Annotated in this window: 14 protein-coding genes; 8 read left to right on the top strand and 6 right to left on the bottom strand. The window is 60.8% G+C overall.

What is annotated here, in order from left to right; all coding sequences use genetic code 11:
- Nucleotides 1–10: 10 nt before the first annotated feature.
- Nucleotides 11–3,679 (bottom strand): UvrD-helicase domain-containing protein, encoded by a 3,669-nt coding sequence (locus tag ACOBR2_RS11990; protein ID WP_420236349.1) that lies wholly within the window; start codon nt 3,677–3,679, stop codon nt 11–13.
- Nucleotides 3,672–6,371: a PD-(D/E)XK nuclease family protein gene (locus ACOBR2_RS11985; RefSeq protein ID WP_420236348.1), complete on the bottom strand. Its 2,700-nt coding sequence runs from the start codon at nt 6,369–6,371 to the stop codon at nt 3,672–3,674. The genes ACOBR2_RS11990 and ACOBR2_RS11985 overlap by 8 nt, the downstream gene beginning before the upstream one ends.
- 76 nt (nt 6,372–6,447) lie before the next feature.
- Here ACOBR2_RS11985 and ACOBR2_RS11980 point away from each other — a divergent pair, with 76 nt between their 5' ends.
- Both ACOBR2_RS11980 and ACOBR2_RS11975 read left to right on the top strand, forming a co-directional pair.
- Nucleotides 6,448–6,873, top strand: a complete 426-nt coding sequence (locus ACOBR2_RS11980; protein WP_420236347.1) for a copper-binding protein — start codon at nt 6,448–6,450, stop codon at nt 6,871–6,873.
- A 112-nt stretch (nt 6,874–6,985) separates the two neighbouring features.
- On the top strand, nt 6,986–8,068 hold the full coding sequence (locus tag ACOBR2_RS11975) for a PfkB family carbohydrate kinase (protein WP_420236346.1): 1,083 nt from the start codon (nt 6,986–6,988) through the stop codon (nt 8,066–8,068).
- A gap of 156 nt (nt 8,069–8,224) precedes the next feature.
- On the opposite strand, the gene ACOBR2_RS11970 is transcribed toward ACOBR2_RS11975, so the two are convergent.
- Entirely contained in the window at nt 8,225–9,064 is an 840-nt protein-coding gene (locus ACOBR2_RS11970; protein ID WP_420236345.1) for a GntR family transcriptional regulator, read from the bottom strand.
- 410 nt (nt 9,065–9,474) lie between these two features.
- A complete protein-coding gene (locus ACOBR2_RS11965; RefSeq protein ID WP_420236344.1) occupies nt 9,475–9,852 on the bottom strand; it encodes a response regulator in 378 nt (125 codons plus the stop codon).
- 321 nt (nt 9,853–10,173) lie between these two features.
- On the opposite strand from ACOBR2_RS11965, the gene ACOBR2_RS11960 reads away from it, so the two are divergent.
- Nucleotides 10,174–11,562, top strand: coding sequence for a nitrate/sulfonate/bicarbonate ABC transporter ATP-binding protein (locus ACOBR2_RS11960; protein WP_420236343.1), 1,389 nt, complete (start codon nt 10,174–10,176; stop codon nt 11,560–11,562).
- Nucleotides 11,559–13,307 carry an ABC transporter permease gene (locus ACOBR2_RS11955; protein WP_420236342.1) on the top strand — a complete coding sequence of 583 codons (1,749 nt, stop codon included), beginning with the start codon at nt 11,559–11,561 and terminating at the stop codon, nt 13,305–13,307. Before ACOBR2_RS11960 ends, ACOBR2_RS11955 begins: the two co-directional genes overlap by 4 nt.
- A gap of 336 nt (nt 13,308–13,643) precedes the next feature.
- Here ACOBR2_RS11955 and ACOBR2_RS11950 read toward each other — a convergent pair whose 3' ends face one another.
- Nucleotides 13,644–15,113, bottom strand: coding sequence for a sensor histidine kinase (locus ACOBR2_RS11950; protein WP_420236341.1), 1,470 nt, complete (start codon nt 15,111–15,113; stop codon nt 13,644–13,646).
- Nucleotides 15,114–15,176: 63 nt separating this feature from the next.
- Here ACOBR2_RS11950 and ACOBR2_RS11945 point away from each other — a divergent pair, with 63 nt between their 5' ends.
- The gene (locus tag ACOBR2_RS11945) at nt 15,177–15,872 is read left to right on the top strand and encodes a response regulator transcription factor (protein ID WP_420236340.1); all 696 of its coding nucleotides are present in this window, start codon (nt 15,177–15,179) and stop codon (nt 15,870–15,872) included.
- An 84-nt stretch (nt 15,873–15,956) separates the two neighbouring features.
- Here ACOBR2_RS11945 and ACOBR2_RS11940 read toward each other — a convergent pair whose 3' ends face one another.
- Nucleotides 15,957–17,192 (bottom strand): ISL3 family transposase, encoded by a 1,236-nt coding sequence (locus tag ACOBR2_RS11940; RefSeq protein WP_420236124.1) that lies wholly within the window; start codon nt 17,190–17,192, stop codon nt 15,957–15,959.
- Between ACOBR2_RS11940 and ACOBR2_RS11935 the strand changes: the two genes are divergently transcribed.
- From ACOBR2_RS11935 to kdpB, 3 genes are read left to right on the top strand one after another with little or no spacing between them, the layout of a single operon-like run.
- Complete coding sequence (locus ACOBR2_RS11935) at nt 17,182–17,613, top strand: potassium-transporting ATPase subunit F (protein WP_420236339.1); 432 nt, start codon at nt 17,182–17,184, stop codon at nt 17,611–17,613. The two genes, ACOBR2_RS11940 and ACOBR2_RS11935, sit on opposite strands and share 11 nt — an antisense overlap.
- 2 nt (nt 17,614–17,615) lie before the next feature.
- Nucleotides 17,616–19,340 (top strand): potassium-transporting ATPase subunit KdpA, encoded by a 1,725-nt coding sequence (gene kdpA, locus ACOBR2_RS11930; protein ID WP_420236338.1) that lies wholly within the window; start codon nt 17,616–17,618, stop codon nt 19,338–19,340.
- A 28-nt stretch (nt 19,341–19,368) separates the two neighbouring features.
- On the top strand, nt 19,369–21,402 hold the full coding sequence (kdpB, locus tag ACOBR2_RS11925) for a potassium-transporting ATPase subunit KdpB (RefSeq protein WP_420236337.1): 2,034 nt from the start codon (nt 19,369–19,371) through the stop codon (nt 21,400–21,402).
- Nucleotides 21,403–21,410 lie beyond the last annotated feature (8 nt).

The raw sequence follows: 21,410 nt of genomic DNA, 5'->3' as shown, positions 1-21,410 counted from the left end.
GCAGGAAAAATTATGCGCTCCACCAGTCGAGCGCTTGAAGGCGCGGATAGTAGAGGGCGAGGCGCACTTCCACGTCGCTGCCCTTGAGGTTGCGCAGCATTTTGGCATAAGCCTCAAGCTGGCCGGCAAATTTTTTGCGCAATTCCGGCAGTGCGGTGGTAAGTTCCAGTCCGTCGGCGTGGGCGGTCTTGTAGTCCACAATCCACCAGACGTTTTCGCCTGCCGCATGAGGCTCGGCTCCGGCGCGGAAGATGCGGTCTGCCTGCACGCTGCGCAGTTCGTTCTGCACCACGCCGGTCCAGCGTTGTTCACTGGCCGCATCGGTGTGCGGGGCTAGCACCCACTGGCCGAGCGGATCGCGGCTGGCGGCTTCGGCCAGTGCGAGGGCTTCCGTAGTGAGATTGGTTGCGGAGTGCAGGTCGAGCCCGCGGGCACGCAGATCGGCAAGAACGGCGGGCGTTTTTTTCTTGATTTGGTCAAGAGCGTCAGGCCAGTCTAAGTTCATGCGGGCACGGGCCAGCTCTTCCAGCAGCGCGTGGGCCGCGACGCCGAGCAGCCGCGAACGCATACCACCTTCGTGCCGCGCGTAGAGCGCTTCGCGATTCGTTTCGACAGCATTGGCCGCTGAGTCCGAATCCTCCAATGCCTGCACGGGCAGCGCAAAATCAACCGGTAGACGGCGGAAGTGGGTAGGTTTTTCGGGTGCGGGAAGTACGTGCAGATTTGTTGCAGCGTCTTCGGCAGCAGCGGCGAGTTCCACTGTCTCTGTTTCGAGCTCTTCCTGCTTTTGCGTCGTAGCCCACGCGGAAAAGGCCGTGCGTACTGTCTCTTCGAGTGCGGGCCAGGCGGTGGCCAGCAGAGAATTCTTTGGTTCAGACAGGGTGAGTTCACCATTTGCATCGACGGTGCAGGCGGGACGAGCAAAGAGGTGCAACTCTTCGCGGGCGCGGGTGGCGGCTACGTAGAGCAGACGGCGCATCTCCTGCCGTTCGCGCTCGCGACGCACACGCGTGACCCAGGCGCGGGCGCTGCCACTCTCATCGCCCTTCGATTGCAGCGGCGCGACAAGAAATTCGCTGAGTGCGCCACTCTCGTCGGGCTCGGCCAGACCGCGTTCCAGCCAGGTGAGCAGCGAGAAGTCGGGCGCGCCAGAGGTGGCCTGCAGCTCCGGCACAATCACCACTTCGAATTCCAGACCCTTCGATTTGTGCATGGTCATCAGCTGCACGCCGCACTCTTCCTGCACGGTTGGATCAGCCAGCGCGGTTAGATCGGCCAGTGCTGCATCGAGCGCAGGGCCCAGCAAGTCCTGTTCTCCGGCAGGCAGATCATCGAGCGTCTGCCAGAGCAGGTCAAGGTTGGCGTGTGCGGTCGGATTGGCGCAGGCCGCGCCGCCCACGCTCAGCCACAACTGTTCGAGCCATGAGCCGAGGGCGTTGGAGCTTTGGGCAAAGCGCAAGGCTGGCGCGGTGTCGAGCGCGGTGAGCAGGCGCTCGACGGCGGCCGTGCCTTCGGCGGAGAGCAGCTTGACCCGCTCCTTGAGCAGCGATGGAACGGAGCGGCGCAGTGTGGATTGCTCATCGCCGCTTACCAGCGCATGCAGATCGGCAAGCGAGAGTCCGCACCAGGGAGCGCGCAAGACACCGAGCCATGCCACGCGATTCTGCGGATTGAGGGCGGCGCGGCCAAGTGCCAGCGCGTCCTGAATCTCTGGCCGGTCCTTGAGGCCTTCCAGATCGACTGCACGGAAGGGAATTTTTTCCTTGTGCAGAGCCTCAGCGATGGGTGCAAGTGATTTGCGCGAGCGGCCCAGCACGGCGACGCGATATTTTTTCTTTTCCGCAGTGGGTGCCGTGAGGTTGAAGGCAGCGGCTGCTTTGATTTGTTGGTGATGCTCACGGATGAGCGCAATGACGCGGTCAATCTGTGCTTGATGCGCTGCGGTGCGTGCTGCGGTGCGGCTTTCTCGCTCGATGCTGGAGCCGGTATGGCTCCGTGATGCGGGTATGAAGTCAAGATGGAGCTGGAGCGTCTCAGCCGCAAAGGCGAAGCCAGACTTGGGTGCGCGCGAGGGCGCGGCGGATGCGAAGGTGACGCCGCTGCCGTCGTCGTGCGCGAAGACCCTTTCGAAAAACGTATTGGTTTCGCTGACCAGTGCAGGCTCGGTGCGGAAGTTGGAACGTAGCTGCGCGAAGTCGAAGGTGAGCGGCTCGGCGTCGGGTAGTTCCAGGCCGAGGGAGCGCACGCGGGCGAAGAGTTCGGCCTCGGCGTCGCGGAAAAAGTAGATGGACTGCATCGGATCGCCGACGACGAAGCAGGTGCGGCTGATGGCATCGGGCCATGCGCTGACGAGGTGCGCGAGCAGTTCGTGCTGACGGCGGCTGGTGTCTTGAAATTCGTCGACGAGCAGATGGTGAATGCCGTCGGCGAAGGCCAGGGTTGCATCTTCGGGCAGGCCCTCTTCGCCCTTGAGCACATTGAGCGCGGTCTGCGCGATCTCGGTAAAGTCGGTTTGGCCGGCTTCGGCAAAGACGATGCGCAGATTCACGGCGGCATGCACCAGCAGGGTGAAGGCGGCGCGCACGATCTGCCACTCTTCATCGCTGAAGCGTGCGGGGGGCAATGTGCGCAGAGCGGCCAGCGCGGATTCAAAACCGTCAATCGCGTTGAGACCCGCGATTAACTCCAGCAGGCTGGCTTTCTCGCGTTTGCGATTGGCAGGAAAGCCGATGCGTTTGTCGATGCTTTTGCGGAAGGTACCTGTGCCGGTGAGCAGGAGAGTTGCGAGCGAAAGCAATGCGCGTTGCGCGGCTTCGATCTCTTCTTCGTCGTCGAAGCTGGGCCATGCGGGCAGTTCGGCAAGATCGAGAAAGACTTCGCCTCCGGGATTTCCGCAGGCAAAGCGGGCCAGGGCGAGCGCTTCCTCCCGTGCAGCGGGAGCCTGATCAAAAAGCTGGTCAAGGTGCGCGAGTGCGGCTTGCACGGCGTTGGCAAACGGGCGTTCGAGCTTGGCGCGCACCAGATCAGGATCGAAGCTGCTGTCGAGCACGAAGTCGCGCATCCAGCGGTCGCGTTGCGCGAGCATACGGATGAGCAGGTCTTCCATCTCCGCCCAGTTGTTGTCGCGCCAGAGCAGTAGCAGCTCGATGGCTTCGCGCAGCGGCGCGGGCGCATCGTCGAGCGAGGCCAGCGTGCGGCGGGCAGCGCGGCGATAGAGTTCCGCAGGCTGATCGCTTGGTTCCATGCCGCCGCCCAGGCCACTGACGATGGGCTGACCGAGAGCCAGTTCGCGGCAGAAGGCATCGATGGTGGTGATGCGCAGTTGCGTGGGCAGATCGAGTAACTGCCAGCCGTGCTCTTCCGAGCGTGCGATGGCGGCAGCAGCCAGCGCCGTCATGGAAGACTCTTCGGCAGCGATGATTTGCTGTGCGGTAAGGTGCGAAGCCTTTTCCAGCTCGGCCAGAATGCGGTGGCGCATTTCCGCGGCTGAGGCGCGGGTAAAGGTGATGGCGACGACCTCGCTGGGCGCGTCTACCGTGGCCAGCAGCGCCAGAAAGCGGCGGGTGAGCAGATCGGTTTTGCCGGATCCGGCGGGAGCTTGCACGAGTACGGATCTGTCCGTGGCCAGCGCGCGCAGACGTTCGTTCTGGTCGGGAGGAAGGGGGCGTGCGTCAGTCATGGGCTTCCTCTTCGTTGCTGCAGGATTCTTCTTCGCGCAACAGGTCGCGATTCTCTTCAATGCGGCAGAGCGTTTGCAGGTCGCACCGTTCGCAGGTTTTATCGGGATCGAGTGGCTGCACGCTGGCGCGGCCGCTCAGAAATTCCTCGGCCAACTTCTCGATTTCGTCGCGCCAGTCCATCAGCATTTCGGCATCGAGGGGGCGTTTCATCAGATGCGAAGATGCGCTGAGTCTGGAGTGCAGCAGTTCTTTGGCACTGCCCACACGGCCGGCGAATTCACAAGCACCTGTGCGTACTTTGGCAAAGACGACGCCGCCCAGTTCTTCGTTGTGCTCCCGATCAAGGCCGTAGCTGGCGTAGAGCGGAAGCTGCACATCGTCGAGCCGGGGCAGATCCCAGGAGCGCGGTGTGACTTCGCCAGTCTTGTAGTCAACGACGAGCAACGAGTGGTCTTCAAGCACATCCACGCGGTCCAGACGCAGACGCAACTGCAGGCCCGCGACGGAGGCGGTGGCATCTTTTTCCGTGGCCTTGACGGTGAAGGGAATGCGCTCCGCTTCATAATGCAGCCACTGCGTGACGAGCCGTACGAGCCGCTGCTTTTCCAACTCCAGATAGCGGTGCGGCATCTGCCCGGCGGCGGGCGGCAGCGTGGCGGCAAAGGTGCGCGCTACGTGGTCTGCGACGAAGCCCTCCAGATCATTGCGGGCGATCAGATCAGCGTGGGACTGAAGGCCGTGTGGCGGACCCGCCCAGATGGAATGCAGCACGGCATGTAGCAGATTGCCGCGCTGCATGGCGTTGAGGCTGGGCTCGGCGGGTTGCCACGGTTCTGCTGCCAGGCGCGTGGTGGCAAAGGCCTTGAAGGGGCACTGCGATTGGCGCGTGAGCAGCGCTGCGCCGCCGCTGTATGCGGACTGCGCGGAGCAGGCGGGATGGGTGCGGTCGGCAAAGAGTTCGGTGGCGGGTTCGGCGTGAGTGCGCGGCGTGAGCGCAGCAGGCAAAGGCTGCGGCGTACCGGCGATTTGGGCAATCAGACGCGAAGGCCCGGTTTCTACCTGCTGCCGGTTGCGGGGCAGGCTGAAGCAGACTTCACTTGCCGAGCAGCGCAGGCGCTCGGTGATGGTGTGCGCCAGCTCCCAGTCCAGACGCGGCAGCGCGTGAGGCATTCCCGCGTCGCGCTGTACGCCCAGGGGAATGAAGGGATGGGGCTGCGCAGTAGCTGGCCAGCTCTCTTCGGTTGCGCCCAGAAACCAGAGGGCGTCGGCCTCCAGACCAGCGGTTTCGGTGGGTCCGGCAATCAGGATGGGCGCATCGGCGGACTCGGCGGCGAAGAGCGTTTTGTGCAGCACGCCTTCGAGCGTGGAGAGGAACTCGCTCCAGTTGAGTCGGCGGCCATCAAAGCCCAGCGCGGCGCAGCTTTCCAGAGCCTGTTCCAGGCGATGCTGGGCCTGATATTCCGTGCTTGAAAGGGGGCGGCCGCCGGGCCAGCCAAGAGCCTCCAGCAGGCGCGGAAGCAGTTCCGACCATGCGAGCGGCGCTTGTTTTGTGGGCTGTTCGCGCAAGAGTTTGCGAGCTGCCGTGAAGCGCTCCACCCATGCGGGGGGCGCGGCAGGCTGTGCGGCTGCGCGTACAAATTCGTCGTGGCTCCACTGGGTGCGTTCCAGCCCCCTGCGGCGCAGAACACGCATGCGCTGGAAGAGCAAGTCAGCTTCGGTGGTGTCGCGGGTGGTTTGCTCGGTGGAGAGCAGCCAGTCGAGAGCGTTTTCTTCGATGGAGCGGGTGAGCCAGCCGAGCACGAGCAGCAGGCCGCGGCCAAGCAATGTTTCTGCCAGCTGAATGCCGAGCGAGAACTCGAACTGCCCCAGGCATTCTGCACGAAAGACGCGCTCGATCAGGCCACGGTTGCGGGCGGCATTTTGGGCGATGAGCAGTAGACGCACGGCGGGGTTGGCGGCCAGTTCCAGCGCACACCAGCGGGCGGCGGCGGCCAGCTCAGAGGCCTCATCCTGCGTTGTGTAAAAGCGAAGCGTGCGGGCCGGCTCATTGGGCACCGCATGTTCATACGCTCCCCAGGTCGTGAGCAGGCGCTTTTGCGTGGGCTGCAAGCGGTCAAAGCCGACCAGCAGTAGCGCAGGGCGGTCGGCTGATTCCGTCGCATTTTCTGCGGTGAGCAATTCAGCCACTTCGAGCGGCAGGCGCGCGGCGCTGACCAGATGCGCTTTGTTGCAGTGTTCCTCAAAACCGGTAAGCCACTGACTGAAGCTGGCCTGATCGCGCTGCCAGCCCAGGCGGACGCGTTCTTCCAGCTGGGCAGGCGCGTAGGCGCATAGCAAGGCATGGGCCTCCATGGCCAGCTTGCCGAGGCGTGCGCGCGTACTTTCAATGGAGGTGGCCAGATGGCTGTCGGTGCCCACCACGGCGGTCCACAGGCTCTCTTCCTGCAGCGGAGCCAGCAGCAGACGGCCGTCGTGCACGCGCTCCTGCCAGAGGCGGCGCACAAACTGCTGCCAGTGCTCGATCTGTGGCGCGGGCCAGGCGGTGAGGCCCGCGTGGCGGCGCATCTGGTGATAGCTTGCCGTAAGGGCGCGGGCGGCGCGTTCGCTAGCGGTTACCACCATGCCTCCGGTGGCCAGCCAACGGTCGGCCTGCGCGGCCAGACTCATTTCTGCTTCGTTTATTTCGCCCATTCCAGCGTTATACACTGCGGCGCAGTGGATTTCTCCTCAAGCGGAACCGCTTGGCCGGTTGTACACTTTCAGTGACATGCGCAACGTTCTTCTGTTTCCGATCCTCTTTCTGCTGTTGCTGACCGGAGTGCTCGCGGTCGGCTGTCACACGTCCAGCCCGCAATCCGGCCCACAGGTGAAGGTGTACAAGCTGCGTGGCAAGGTCGTCTCTATCGATGCCGCACAGGGCGAGTTGACCGTCAATCATGAGGCGATTCCCGGCTTTATGGAGGCGATGACCATGCCTTACAAAGTGAAGGATCGCACGGCGCTCACAACGCTGCATGCGGGCGATACGATTACGGCCGATGTGCTGGTCAGCTCCGATGCGAACGCCGATTTGCTGCTCGATCATATCGTTGTAGTGGCCGAGGCACGGTCCGACGCAAAAGCTGCGGGTCCGGCGCATGCGGCATTGAGCAAGCCGTTGATTCAGAACGGCTTTGTAGAAAATCTTGGATGAGCGGGCCAGCTGTGGTCTGACCTGTCTATAATGGCCGCGTGCCCCAACGGTCCTGCTGAAGCTACTCTACGCAGAACGGGGCAGGCACAACGATATTCCTAGGAGGAAGGCCATGAGCCAAGGTTTGGAGATTCGCAAGGATGCCGAGATCGATTTTCTTTCGCTGGGTGCACTGGTGCACCGGCTCGATCCTGGCATCATCCCTTTTCGCAAGGCTACGGAGTGCAGGATTCACGTTAGCGGTGGCGAGTTTAACGTGGCCGCCAATCTGGCGGACTGCTTCGGCTTGAACACGGCCATTACCTCGGCCATGGTGGACTATCCGGTGGGCGATCTGATTGCCGAGCGCGTACGCGCCATGGGCGTCAAGCCCATTTACAAACGCTTTGTGCACAATGGCGTTTCCGGACCGAATATGGCCACGGTCTATAGCGATCAGGGCCACGGCGTGCGCCCTCCGGTGGTTTTTTACAACCGTGCGAATGAGGCTGCCGCGCAGCTGAAGCCGGGCGACTTTGACTGGAAGGCGATCTTTGCGAAGGGCGTGAAGTGGGTTCACTCGGGCGGCATTTTTGCGGCTCTGTCGCCCACCACGGCTGAGCTGGCCGCCGAAATGATGAAGGAAGCCAAGGCGGCGGGCGCCATCACCAGCTTCGATCTGAACTTCCGCGAGAAGTTGTGGAAGATTCAGGGCGGCAACGAGAAGGCCGTCGAAGTGCTGGGCAAGATTGTGGAGAACGTTGACGTGCTGGTGGGCAACGAAGAGGATCTGCAGAAGGGCCTGGGCATTGAAGGTCAGGACGTACATGCGACTTCCAAGCTGGATCCGAGCGCCTTCTTTGCGATGATCGAAAAGGTTGTGAAGAAGCAGCCCAAGGTGAAGGCCGTGGCTACCACTCTGCGTGAGGTGCACTCGACGAATCACCACAGCTGGAGCGCCGTGGCCTGGATCAATGGCGAAAAGTTCGTGGCTCCCACCGCCGAGCTGGATGTGGTGGACCGCGTGGGCGGCGGCGACGGCTTTGCGGCTGGCTTCATCTATGGCCTGCTGGCGGGCGAGCAGCCTGCTGAGGCCGTCAAGCTGGGCTGGGCGCATGGCGCTTTGCTAACCACCTTCCCCGGCGACACGACCATGGCCACCGTAGACCAGGTGCGTGCCTTCGCCAAGGGTGGTTCGGCCCGCATCCAACGCTAAGCGCCACCTTCAGTGTGGCTAACCACCTGCGGTGGGGCTAACTGCTTCGCTTGATTTACGAAACAAATTGGAAAGAAATAGAAAAACTCCAGCGGGCTGTGTTGAGCAGCTTGCCGGAGTTTTTTGTTGCAGAAAAATGATGCTGAAGGAGCAGGCTCAGTGCAGGTCTGTGCCGGTGATGCGGGCCAGCGTCATGGGTGTGCTGAGCGGCTCGCGCTTGCCGCGCATCAGGCGATTGACCACCTTGTAGCGCTCACCGGGATAGACCGATTTGACGAATTCGGCTGGCATTCCGCCTTCCATATAGGAGATGCGGGTGAACAGGAAGACCGGAGCCTTGGCGGCGATGTGCAGCAGGCGACCCTCTTCGGCGCTGGCCTTGCCCACTTCGATCACCTCATCGGTGACCATCATCTGAATGCCGTGGTGCTCGGCCAGTTCCTCATAGAGAGAAGTGGTGGGGTCGTAGCTTTCCATCAGGCCGGGGCAGAGCAGCGCGGGCAGAAAGCTGCATTCAATGCCCATGGGCATGGAGTTGCCGTAGCGGACGCGGCGCAGAGTGAAGACCGGTTCGCCCTCGGCCAGCATCAGAGCCTCTTTCACCTGCTGAGTGGCTTCCTGCAGGCGGAAGCTGAGCACGGTGGAGCTGGGCCGTGCGCCGCGGGCCTCGGTCTCTTCGGTAAAGCTGAGCACCTGGCGGAAGTCGCGCTCCAGTTTGATGGAGGAGATGAAGGTACCTTTGCCCTGGCGGCTGTAGATGACGCCCAGGTCGCAGAGCGCGCGCACGGCTTGCCGCACGGTCATCTGGCTGACGCCCATGCGGGTGGCTATGCGCTCGATGGAGGGCAGCGGCTCACCGGGTTTGAGCTCGCCGGACTGGATCTGTTCGATCAGTCGTTGCTGGATCTGGTGATAGAGGGGAACGCCGCTGCGCCGGTCCAGTGGGGAAGGTCTGGACGGGTCGGCGCGTCGGGTTTGCGTTTGTGCGGGAACCATGGTTTCAACCTCGAGAGCAGGAATGGGTGTTTCCGGTCAGGGGTGTTGGAGTTTTTCTGTGGCCAGCCCCGGCTGGGAAGGACGGAGCAGGCCGCAGTGTGGTGTCTTCGCGGGCGTGCAATCCGGGCCGTGGAGGATGCGGATGGGAGTCCGTATTCCTCCTGACTCCATGCCCGTCGACACTGCTGTTCGGTCGAATTGTAGCGGTAGCCTGATAAAGACGGTCTGATGTTTTGTGGGGAAAGTGCAGGATTTTTCAGGTGTAACAGTATGCGAAGGATTTTTGCGGCAGGCTGAAGCAGGGATGCTCCAACCTGAATTTCAGGAAACATCCTCAGGTTTTATGCTTCTTTAGTGCCGTCGCAGATGGGAGGCCGGGAGACTATCGGCCAAAGTTGATCCCGGTTGGGTTATTCCTGTTTTCTCAGCTTGCTCAACAGGTCCTGGGGGTGGACCGGCTTGGCCAGAATCTCAAACTCATAGCCCTGGGCGTGGGCTTTTTCCAGAAGATCGGCCGTGGCGGCCTGTCCGGAGAAGAGCAGAATCTTGATCTTGGGCAGCATCATTCGGATGCGAATGGCGGCATCAATACCATTCAGGTCTGCCATGATGACGTCGGAGATAAGCATGTCGGGGCCGAAGGTGCTGGCCAATTCCAGGGCTGCCTGACCCGAATAGACGGAGCGGGCGGCAAAACCACTTTGATTCAAGATCATAGCCAATGTGTCGGCAATGACTTTTTCGTCATCAACGACCAGGACTTTGGGTTTGCGAATCGTGTCGGACATACTCACCTGAAGCGGGGAAGGCCTGTTGGATTATCGAGGCACGTCACTGGAGTCACAGGAATCAGCTGTCCGGCTGCTCCTGGAAGAGCGATTGGAGATCATCATACGCTAAGAGAATGGATTTTGTATGGGAGGAAAACTTTCCGGCCCGAGGCCCCATGATGGAGTGCTAGATCTGCTATAAATTCTGATTTAACAGTTTTTTGTGGCCATACGGGATTTTTTGCTCCCGGGATTCTTCAGGATGCAACAGATGGAAACTATACTGGGGAAAGCCGATCCCCGGATCCCGCGCCGATTTCCCCCTTTCGGAGAACTAGTATGCAGGAAGCCGCCTTCCCGAGCCAGGAGCAGTCTACGTCTGTGGTTCAGACGGTAGAACCCATCATCCGTGCTGCGCAGGTCGAAAAGTATTATCAGCAACCCAGTCAGAATCGCATTCAGGTGATTTCGGCGACCGATCTGGCCATTGTGCCGGGTGAAATTGTGGCGTTGCTGGGGCCGTCGGGCTCTGGCAAGTCTACTATGCTGCGCATGTTGAGCGGTCTTTCGACGCCGACGGCCGGCCAGGTGTATTGGCATGACCAGCCGATTGACCGGGTAGAGATCAACGTTTCGATCGTCTTCCAGAGCTTTGCGCTTTTTCCGTGGCTGACGGTGCTGGAAAACGTGGAAGCACCGCTGCAGGCACGGGGTGTGCCGGCGGCTGAGCGCCGTGAGCGCAGCATGAAGATGCTCGACACCGTCGGTCTGGACGGCTTTGAGGGGGCCTACCCCAAGGAGCTTTCAGGCGGCATGAAGCAGCGTGTGGGCTTTGCCCGGGCGCTGGTGGTTGAGCCCGAAGTGTTGTTCATGGACGAGCCCTTTAGCGCGCTGGACGTGCTGACGGCCGAAAACCTGCGCAGCGAACTGCTGGAGCTGTGGTCGAAGAAGACCATGCCTACCAAGGCCGTCTTCATTGTGACGCACAACATTGAAGAGGCTGTGCTGCTGGCTGACCGCATCGTGGTGCTGGGCCGCAATCCAGGGCACATCCGTACCGACTTCCGGGTGCAGCTGACGCAGCCGCGCGACCGCAAATCCGAACCTTTTACGCAGCTGGTGGATTACATCTACAAGGTGCTGACTATGCCCGATGTGGCTCCGGCCGAAGCGCCGACGGGCCAGCCCGCGGTACGCGACCAGCGGCAGATGCACTACCAGATGCTGCCTCATGCGCGCCCCGGCGGCATTGCCGGCCTGCTGGAGTTGCTGATCGACAAGGGCGGCAAGGACGATATTTATCGGCTGGCCGATGATCTGGCCTTTGAGATTGATGATCTGTTCCCGACGGTGGAAGCCGCGCAGTTGCTTGGCTACCTGAAGATCGAGGAAGGCGACGCGGCCATTACGCCAGCTGGCGAAGAGTTTGGCAACAGCGAAATTCTGCGCCAGAAGGAGCTCTTCCGTACGGCGGCGGTGGCCAATGTGCTGCTGCTGCGGCAGATCTGCCGCGCCATTGAGACCAAAAGCGACCACAGTGTGCCGGAAGAGTTCTTCATGGATATGCTCGACGAGCAGTTCAGCGAAGAGGAGTGCCAGCGGCAGATGGAAACCGCCGTGGCCTGGGGCCGTTATGCCGAGCTGTTCGACTTCGACTCTGGCCGTCGCCGTTTCATGCTGCCCGACGCTGCCGAGGAGGACGCCAAGGCCGAAGAGGAGGCGCATTGAAGACTCCTCTGCTGGGCAATACTCCGATCACAACCCCACGCCCGCGCTCGATGTTCATCGATGGTACGGTGATTCTGTTGTTGCTGGCGATTTTTCTGGCCATCATCAAAACGGGGGAGTACTGGCTGGGCAAGCCGCTGCCGGAAGCCAACATCTCGCACTCGGTCCAAATGCTGCCGGTCTATGCGTTCTACTCCTGTGTGCGCATTGGTGTGGCCTACCTGCTGAGTCTGGTTTTCGCGGTGGCCTATGGCTACGTTGCGGCCTATAACAAGCGGGTTGAAGCATGGATGATTGCCGTGCTCGACATTCTGCAGTCGATTCCCGTGCTCAGCTTTCTGCCCGGCGTGATGTTGGCCATGATGGCGCTGATTCCCGGCCATCAGCTGGGCATTGAGCTGGGTTCGATCATCCTGATCTTTACCGGTCAGGTGTGGAATATGGCCTTCAGCTTCTATAGCTCGCTGAAGTCGATTCCGCGCGAGATGATCGAGGCTACGCGCATCAACCGCTTCAGTGCTTGGCAGCGATTCTGGCAGTTGGAACTGCCGTTCAGCGCTATTGGCCTGATCTGGAACTCGATTATGAGTGTGGCCGGCGGCTGGTTTGCGTTGATCGCCTGCGAAACCTTCCCGCTTGGCCAGCAGAGCTTCCGTCTGCCGGGTCTGGGCAGCTATCTGCAGGCTGCAGCCTTCAGTGATCCGGTGGATGTGCACGGACTGGTCTGGGGCATGGTGGCGCTGATTCTGATCATTGTGGCCTGCGACCAGTTGATCTGGCGGCCGCTGATTGCCTCGAGTGCCAAATTCAAGATTGAGCAGGTGGAGAGCTCACGCACCATCACCTCGCCGATCCTGACCCTGCTGCAGCGGCCGAGCCGGGTGCTGAGCATGCCGGGCCGCTCCTGGGATGCACTGAACGAGCGCGTCTATCAAAGGCTGGCGCGTTCCGAAGAGTGCCGCGTGGTGCATGCCATGGACGACGAAGGCAAGCGCAAAGGCCTGCTGGTGCCCAGCCTGATGGGATTCTTTGTGGCGCTGTTCATCTTCTGGGGCGGATTCCACGCCTGGGAGATGGTGCGGGGCGCGGCGGTCATTGACCTGCATCACTTGCTTCTGGCGGCTGGCGCAACCTACCTGCGCGTGAACGCCTCGCTGGTGATTGCCGCGCTGTGGACAATTCCGGTGGGTGTTGCGATTGGCTCCAATCCCCGCCTTGCACCGGTGTTGCAGCCCATTACGCAATTGATTGCATCGGTTCCGGCCTCGGCCTTTTTCCCGGTAGCCATGATGTTGATGATGCGCTGGGGACTCGGGCTGGGTATTGGTTCGGTTGCGCTGATGCTGCTGGGCACGCAGTGGTACATCCTGTTCAACGTGATTGCCGGAGCGATGGCTATTCCCTCGGATCTGAAGGAAGCCGCCGCGGTCTACAAGTTCACGCGCTGGCAGCGCTGGAGGCGGCTGATCCTGCCTGGAATCTTTCCATATCTGATTACGGGAATGGTGACGGCCTCGGGCGGCGCGTGGAATGCTTCGATTCTAGCCGAGTACGGTTTGCTGGGCAAGCGCACATTCCAGACCATCGGGCTGGGTTCGGAGATTACCGCCGCGCAGACCAGCAATAATCTGGCTACGCTGTTGCTGGCTACGATTCTGATGGCTGCGATTGTGGTGACGACGAATCGGCTGGTGTGGCGCAGACTCTACAAACTGGCCGAAACCCGCTACAAGCTGGAAGGGTAGCCTGAACGGGAGGGCGTGGGGGCATTCATGCCCCCGAAGCTGGCATGCCAAAGAACGTGCCTTCAGGCTCGGGTATTTTTCCGACACACACGATGCCCGCGAAAATAGGCTATAGAAAAGGCCAGCTTCATGCATGGTTTCCCGGAATTATTCCCCAGGGCTGAATCCCTCACGCATGAGCATGGACTTTTGCGAGGGTTAAAACCCTCGCCTTCCTCCGCCATGCGTTTTTTCGCAGTTGTTTTCCGCAGTTTTGTAAAACCGTGACCTTTGAAAATAGATTCAAGGCTGGATTTTTCCGCAGTCTGAGAGCTTCGAATCCTTGAGGCGCTCTTTCTATTTTTCGTTGGTGGGCGCGCTTTCTAGCAGCGGAACCCAGAAGCGGAAGGATGCGCCTTTGCTGGGAAGGTTGACGGCTATAATGCCGCCGCTGTGGGCGATGAGGATGGCGCGTGCAATGGCCAGACCCATTCCCGAGCCTTTGCGACGCAGAAATTTTTGCTTGCCACGATAAAACTTTTCGAAGATCAGCGGCAGATCGCGCGGATCGATGCCAGGCCCCTCGTCTTCCACCAGGAACTCGATGCGGTCCGCATGGCGCTGAAAACTGAGTCGGATGCGTGTGCCGTCGGGGGTGTGGGCGGCGGCGTTTTCGAGCAGGTGGCGCAGCACGCGGCCAAGCAAGTGTGTGTCCAGCCAGACGGGTGTGAGCGGATCGTTGCTGGGTGCAACCACGACGCGGCGTGCCGCCAGCGTGGTGCGCGAAGCGGCCACGGCTTCTTCCAGCAGCGCGCGTGGTTGCTGTGCGTTCAGCGTGACTTCAACCGAATTGGAGTCGATCTCGGCCATTTCGATGGCCTCGCCGATCAGCAGATCGAGCCGGGCCGATTCTTCGTCGATGATGGCGGCCAGCTCACTGCGGGATTCTTCGTCCATCTCCGAGGTGCTGCAGAGCACGGAGGCGGCGGCGCGAATCGAGGTGAGTGGGGTGCGCAGTTCGTGGGTCAGCGAGTCGGTGAGCGCGGTGCGCAGCCGTTCCGATTCGCGCGCGGCCTCAATGTGGGCGGCTTTTTCCAGCGTAATGGAGCGGGCCACGGCAATGGCCACCTGCGCGCAGATGGCCATTGCCACTTCATGCGGCAGAGTGTCGGAACTCCAGGCCAGCACACCCACTGGATCCAGGCCGACCATCAGCGTGAGGGCGGAAAATCCGCCGGGAATTTCGTGTTGCGCGCCGGGTTCCTGCACCATGGCGCGGAGGCTGGCCTGAATGCTCATGGGCAGATCGTCGGTGGAACTTTGGAACTGGTCGCGCTCGCGCACGTAGAGCACGACGCCGTTGAGTGCAAAGATGCGGTCGATCAGCAGGGGCAGGGAGCGGATCATCTGGTCGGCGTCTTCGTGGAGCATCATCTCCTTGCCCAGTTCGAAGAGCCGTTCCACGTCCAGACGGCGATAATCCGCCAGCTGGGTACGCAGGCGCATCAACTCTGCCAGACGGCCCACCACCAGGCAACTGGCAATGTAGGAGCCAAGCGCTACCCACTGCTGCAGGCCAACAATGCGGAAGGTGTGCAGCGGAAGAAGAAAATAGTAGTCAAAGGCGGCGGCGCACAGCAGCGCGGCAAACAGCGCCATGCGCAGGCTGATGCGGGAGGCAAACCAGACGACGAGGGTAAGAAAGACCAGACCTGCGGTGGTTGCGTCGGCATTGAGGCCGACCAGAATGCAGGAGGTGAGGATGGCTGCCAGAGCGGTTTCCAGCCATTGCAGCAGCCATTCGAGGGGTTTGTTTTGTCGCATCATTCTTTACGCCAATCATATCCTTTCGGAAAGATGATGTAATCTGCCAAAGGGAAGGGTCCGACAATGCGTGCACGCATTCTTATCATCGACGACGAACCACAGATCACGCGCGTGCTGCGCGCTTCCATCTCCGCACAGGGTTTTGATGTACGAACCGCCAATGATCCTGAGGAGGGGGTGCGCACCTTCACTGAGTGGTCGCCGGACCTGGTGATCACCGATCTGATGATGCCGGGCATGACCGGCGTGGAGATCTGCCGCTCCATTCGCAATCATGGGCAGACGCCGATCATTGTGCTTTCGGTGCGCGACCACGAACGCTCAAAGGTGGAGGCGCTCGATGCCGGCGCGGACGACTACATTACCAAGCCTTTTGGTGTGCCGGAACTGCTGGCCCGGGTGCGTGCCCATCTGCGCCGCGCTCCGGAACGCACTACCACCAGCATTGAGGCGGGCGATTTTGCCGTGGATACGGCGGCGCATCTGGTGATGGTCTGTGGCAAGTCGGTTCGCCTGACGCCCAAGGAGTTCGATCTGCTGGCGCATATGGTGCGCAATTCCGGCAAGGTGATGGCGCATCGCGCGTTGTTGGGGGCAGTCTGGGGCGCGCAATCGGCGCATCAACCCGAATATTTACGGGTATTTGTGGGCCAGTTGCGCAAAAAGCTGGAAGCCGAAACCGGGAAACAGTACATTATGACCGAGCCCTGGGTGGGCTATCGCTTTGTTCCTGAGGGATTTACCGAGGGAGAAGAGTAACGTTAGCCGGCCGGCCTTCTGGCCGGTCCTTATGGACTTTTTAGAAATTCCGGCTCTTGACGAGAATGTGTAAAGGCCATCGTTTTACGCGGCTTTCTGAAAGGCGACGAGTTGGGTTCTTGTGGCGGCCAGCCGTTGCGCTTTCAGCAGCAGGTAGTTGAGATTGCGGTAGCCGCGTCCGCGTCGCAACAGCGCTTTGATGTTGCCGTTGACTGCTTCGACCACCCCCAGGGGAACCTTTGTTCTGCAGTAGTTCAGGATTCCCTCCAGATGGCGAAGCAGCATGTCGGCCAACTTCTCCATGGGCTTGAGCCGCTGCCAGCGCAACTGATCGATCCAGTTCTTCAGGTAGCGCAACATCGCGCCCTCATATCTGTAGCTCCACAGCCGATCCAGACTTTCCTTGAGCAGGTACGCCTTCATCACGCGCCGGTTCAGCGCAAACAGTTCGTTGAGTTGCTGTTTTTGGCGCGCGGTCAGATGCACCCAGCGCGTCAGCAGCAGCCAGCGCTTGCCCTTGACCAGTTCCCGCGCCGGCCCGCCCTTGCGGAAGAACTCCTGGCGGCGCACCTCATCCACAGCCGCTCCGGCGTGCTTCATGATGTGAAATTTGTCATAGATGATGCGGCAGTTGGGCAGCCACTCGGCGATGCTCTGCTTGAACGGTTCCCACATATCGACGCAGGCAGCCTGCACCGCGCCACGTTGAAAGGGGCTCAGTTGCTTGGCGAAGAACTCGTCGAGCGTTTCCTTCTTCCGCTCCGCGCCGAACCACAGAGGCTCGGCGGTCCCGAGGTTGCTCACCACGGTGATGAACTTTTGCTTTTTGCCCACAAAGATCTCGTCCACACCCATCTGCCGCAAGGCCGGCTTGCGCCGCGACTTTGCCCAACGCGCCAGATACCGCTGATCGATGGCCCGCACCGTGCTCGCCGCCAGACCAAACTGCCGCGCTACTCGGCTGGCTGCGGAGCTTTCGCAGGCTTGGCCTACCGCATCCTCGAAACGCTTGCTGAAGGGCGCTTTGCCAGGAAGCAGCGGCACCTTCTCCGCCTTGACGCCGCAGTCCAGGCAACGAACCCGGTACAGCTCGATCACCACCGTGGTCAGATACTCGAAGCACGGCAGATCGCGCACTTCCCGCTCATAGCTGGCTACCATTTCGCCTGTTGGCCTGCCGCAGCCGGAACAGACCAGCAACTTGTTGGCCCGCTTGCGCCGAACCCAAAGCTTCAGCCTTTTGCCAGGCTCGTCAATCTCATGCCGGTAGACCTTGTAGCCCGGCCATCCCAATACCCGCGTCCAATCGTTGTCGCGCATCGGGAGGAGAATAGCCGATTCCACACCTCAAGCAAAACCCGCGAAAATCACGCTGCCTTACAGATTCCTGCGCAGAGCCGAAATTCCTTTCGCCCCTTACACCTGCCTCTCCCGCACAATCACACATACAGGCACTCTGAAGATTTTTTCAGTAAGGCCTGCACGCAACCAGCGCAAGCAAGGCGGGGTTGCATGTATTCCACGCGCCGGAGCCTGTCTCCGGCAGAACGGTGAGACCGGCGATGCAAGACGTAGTCATGCTGCTGTTCACGGCTGTATTTTTCGCTCTGGCGTTTTTCTACGTCAAGGGCTGCCAGAAGCTGAGGTAGATATGGACGTCATCTCTCTCGTTGCGATTGTTCTGTCGGTGCTGTTGTTGGGCTATCTGACGCTCACCCTGTTGTTTCCGGAGAAATTTTAAACATGACGGCTCAAGGCTGGTTGCAGTTTTCCGTCTTTTGTCTGCTGCTGATTGCCAGTGTGCGCCCGGTGGGCGCGTATCTGACGCGGGTGCTGGAGGGTGAACGCACGTGGCTTGATTTCGTGCTGCGCCCTTTCGAACGGCTCATCTACAAGCTGAGCGGCGTACGCGCCGAGGCCGAGATGAACTGGCGTCAGTACGCTTTCGCGGCGCTGGGTTTTTCAGCGATTTCGCTGCTGGTCACTTACGTGATCGAGCGTGTGCAGGCACATCTGCCATTCAACCCACAGGGACTGGCCAACGTGGGCACGGATCTTGCCTGGAACACGGCGGCCAGCTTTACCACCAACACCAACTGGCAGTCGTACACGCCGGAATCCACGATGAGCTATCTGACCCAGATGGCTGGTCTGGCGACGCACAACTTCTGGTCGGCGGCGGTAGGAATTTCGGTGGCGGTGGCTCTGGTGCGCGGCATCAAGCGCACGGAGTCGGGCACCATCGGCAATTTCTGGGTCGATATGACCCGCACCACGCTCTATGTGCTGTTGCCTGGCTCGCTGATCTATGCGTTGCTGCTGGTGGCGCAGGGCGTGCCGCAGAACCTGCATGCCTACACGCAGGCGCACACGATGGAACACCAGACGCAGACGATTGCGCAGGGACCGGTGGCTTCGCAGGAAGCGATCAAGATGCTGGGCACCAACGGTGGCGGCTTCTTTAATGCCAACAGCGCCCATCCGTTTGAGAATCCCACTCCGTTTGCCAATCTGTTGCAGATGCTTTCGATCTTCATTATTCCCGCCGGCCTGACCTATATGCTGGGCCGCATGACCGGTTCGCCGGGGCATGGATGGGCGGTTTTTGCTGCCATGTTCCTGCTCTTTCTGGTGGGCTTTACTACGGTCTACTGGGCGGAGTCGCAGGCGCATCCGCTGATTCATGGCGCGCAGCAGACGGCTACGGCCACTGCTCCGGGCGGCAACATGGAAGGCAAGGAAGTTCGCTTCGGCATTCTGAACAGCTCACTGTTTGCCACTATTACCACCGATGCAAGCTGTGGTGCGGTCAACAGCATGCATGACAGCTACACTCCGCTGGGCGGCATGGTGGTGCTTACCAACATCATGCTGGGCGAGGTGATCTTTGGCGGCGTGGGTTCGGGTCTGTACGGCATGCTGATCTTCGTGGTGCTGGCGGTCTTCATTGCCGGTCTGATGGTTGGTCGCACGCCCGAGTATCTGGGCAAGAAGATCGAAGTTTATGACGTGAAGATGTCCATGCTTTACGCGCTCATCTTCCCGATCATCATTCTCACGCTGACGGCAGCGTTTCTGCTCTCGCCCACCATCGGTCTTTCGTCGCTGAGCAACAACGGACCGCACGGGCTGAGCGAGATTCTCTACGCCTTTACCTCTGCCGCGGGCAACAATGGTTCGGCCTTTGCGGGCCTGAACGCCAACACCTGGTGGTACAACGTGGTGCTGGGCATTGAAATGCTTTGCGGTCGCTTCCTGATGATGATTCCGGTGCTGGCACTGGCCGGAAACCTGGCGCAGAAGAAGAGCGTTCCGCCCTCGCCGGGCACCTTCCCGGTCAATGGTGGTCTGTTTGCTGTGCTTCTGGTTGGTATTGTCATCATTCTTGGCGCACTGACCTTCTTCCCGGCGTTGAGCCTTGGACCGATCCTCGAGCATCTGCTGCTCCGGGCCGGACAGCTCTTCTAACCCATACCGTAGAGGCGAGAGAAGAATCATGTCTGAAAAGAAGAGTCTCTGGAATACAGAAATCCTGGGGCAGGCGCTCGTAGACGCGCTGCGCAAGCTCAACCCCAAGGGTATGGTGAAGAACCCGGTGATGTTCGTGGTTGAAGTGGGCAGCGTGTTGACGACGGTTCTGCTCATCAACGACGCAATTCAACATCGTCCCGGCCTCGGCTTCAACCTGCAGATCACCCTGTGGCTGTGGTTCACCGTACTGTTTGCCAACTTTGCCGAAGCCATGGCCGAAGGCCGTGGCAAGGCGCAAGCCGATACGCTGCGCAAGGCCAAGGGCGAGACCATCGCCCGCCGTTACAACGAAGCCAACGAACTTGAAGAGATTCCCAGTGGGCAGTTGCGCGCTGGCGATGTGATCTTTGTGGAAGCCGGGCAGTACATTGCCGGTGACGGCGAAGTGATCGAGGGCGTGGCCTCGGTGGACGAGTCGGCTATTACGGGCGAATCGGCACCGGTGATTCGCGAGGCGGGCGGCGACCGTTCGGCTGTAACCGGCGGTACCAAGGTGCTCTCCGACTACATTCGGGTGAAGATCACCTCCAACCCCGGCGAAACCTTCCTGGATCGTATGATCGCATTGGTGGAAGGCGCCAGCCGTCAGAAGACGCCGAACGAGATTGCGCTGAGCATTCTGCTTTCGGGTCTGACGATCATCTTTCTGCTGGCCGTAGTCACGCTGCAGCCTTTTGCGATCTACTCGCATGCGCCGCAGACGGTCTTCGTGCTGGTCTCGTTGCTGGTCTGCCTGATTCCGACGACGATTGGTGGTCTGCTTTCGGCCATCGGCATTGCCGGCATGGATCGTCTGGTGCAGTACAACGTGCTGGCCATGAGCGGTCGCGCCGTGGAAGCGGCGGGCGACGTGAACACCCTGCTGCTGGACAAGACCGGCACCATCACGCTCGGCAATCGTCAGGCGGCGGAGTTTATTCCTGCGCCCGATGTGACGCCGGAGCGGCTGGCCAACGCAGCGCAGCTTTCCTCGCTCAGCGACGAGACGCCCGAGGGTCGCTCGATTGTGGTGCTGGCCAAGGAGAAGTACAACCTGCGTGGCCGCGATCTGCAGGATAGCCATGTGGAGTTTGTTCCGTTCACCGCGCAGACGCGCATGAGCGGCGTGAACCTGCCGGGCTCGCAGATCCGCAAGGGCTCGGTGGACGCGATCTCCCGTTTTCTTGAGGACCAGGGCTCACAGCTTCCGCAGAAGGTGCGCGAGGCCGTGGAGCAGGTGGCTCGCCTGGGCGGCACGCCGCTGGTGGTGGCAGAAAACTCCACCGCACTGGGCGTGATCTACCTGAAGGACATCATCAAGGGTGGCCTGAAGGAACGTCTTGCCAGACTGCGCGCCATGGGCATTCGCACCATCATGATCACGGGCGACAATCCGCTGACCGCGGCTGTGATTGCACGCGAGGCGGGTGTGGACGACTTCCTGGCCGAAGCCAAGCCCAAGGACAAGATGGACCTGATCAAGCGTGAGCAGGGCAAGGGCAAGCTGGTGGCCATGACGGGCGACGGTACCAACGATGCTCCGGCGCTGGCGCAGGCCGACGTGGGCGTGGCCATGAACAGCGGCACGCAGGCGGCCAAGGAAGCCGGAAACATGGTCGATCTGGATTCCAACCCGACCAAGCTCATCGAAATTGTGGAGATCGGCAAGCAGTTGCTGATGACGCGCGGCGCGCTTACCACCTTCTCGATTGCCAACGACGTAGCCAAGTACTTTGCCATTATTCCGGCAATGTTCATGGCGGTCTTCCCGGCGCTGGGCGCGTTGAACATCATGGGTCTGCATTCGCCGCAGTCGGCGATTCTCTCTGCCGTGATCTTCAACGCGATCATCATCATTGCGCTGATTCCGCTGGCACTCAAGGGCGTAAAGTACGAGCCCAAGCCTGCCGGAGTGCTGTTGCGCAACAACCTGCTGATCTATGGCGTGGGCGGCATCTTCGTCCCGTTCATCGGCATCAAGGCCATCGACTTGTGTCTGGTGGCTCTGCACCTGGCGTAAGCGGGAAG

The organism is Telmatobacter bradus (assembly GCF_048629425.1).
In the GTDB taxonomy this organism is placed as follows: domain Bacteria; phylum Acidobacteriota; class Terriglobia; order Terriglobales; family Acidobacteriaceae; genus Telmatobacter; species Telmatobacter bradus.
The sequence above is the reverse complement of the archived record's forward strand: the minus strand, read 5'-3'. Positions and strand labels throughout refer to the sequence as shown.